The sequence below is a fragment of the Inquilinus sp. OTU3971 genome, assembly GCF_038440215.1.
Genome location: NZ_JASATH010000426.1, coordinates 1 through 855, shown reverse-complemented (window position 1 = coordinate 855; position 855 = coordinate 1). Strand labels below are relative to the sequence as shown.

Genomic DNA, 855 nt, shown 5'->3' with positions numbered 1-855 from the left:
AGAGACCGTTTCGAAATGCGCTGGTGTGAGTCGGCTGGCGGTGGTTTCGAGAACCGGAGCGCAGCGGACATTGGTCCGTGAGCACCGGAAGCGGAGAAACCGCCGTCAGACGGCCGCACCAGTAGCATTTCCAAACGGTCTCTTACGGCACGGCAACGAAAAAGCTCAAGGAATGGGCATTGAGGCCTTGAGGCGCCGCTCGGCAAGCAAAGGCACCGGGTGCGGACCATTCCCGGGATCGGGCGGGGCACGCCCCCGTCGACGCAATGCCCGCGCTATCGGCCGCCGGCCCATCACCCGTTTCGGCAACAGCGATGGCGCCCAGGCCATGTTGCAATACACAACAATCAATAACCCGCGTCCCAGCTTCGGTCTCATCGTCCACCATACCGACAGCGACCATGAATACGCCTACGACGTCGTGCCCAAAAGCAGTGGCAAGCTCATCGAGGCCCTGAAGGAGGCTGCGCAGCGCGGCTGGACCCTGCTCGCTACTTCCGGCCAATCCATCCGGCAAGCTCAAGGAGCCGAGCTACCGGCCTCGCAGGCGAGAATGCCAGTTGGGACCCGATCAAAATCCGAACTGAAAGGTGTTACGTCCGAATATGATTGCTAAACTGAGAATGTCGCGATAGTTTTCAAATCTGCGATGAATAACTTATAGAAAAAATTCAACCATTCCAATGCATTACGCACTTGGTTTATTATTTTAGGATGGGAAGTAGCGGCGGCCGTGGACTGACCGGAGCGGTTGCTTTTTCCCATCCATCGCTGTCCGGGATGCGTGCTCTGCTCTTCGGCCGCGAGGAGGCAGATCAGCGCTACCGATCTGTCCGCGGCCGCAGGTATCACCCG

Annotated in this window: 1 protein-coding gene and 1 pseudogene; one reads left to right on the top strand and one right to left on the bottom strand. The window is 58.6% G+C overall.

Annotated features, from left to right (window positions below; all coding sequences use genetic code 11):
* Positions 1-616 (top strand): annotated as a pseudogene (locus tag AAHM41_RS40260) (hypothetical protein); the annotation flags it as partial.
* Here AAHM41_RS40260 and AAHM41_RS40255 read toward each other — a convergent pair.
* The coding region (locus tag AAHM41_RS40255; protein WP_342242268.1) for a hypothetical protein at positions 613-855 on the bottom strand (243 nt) is incomplete at its 5' end. The pseudogene AAHM41_RS40260 and the gene AAHM41_RS40255 overlap by 4 nt on opposite strands.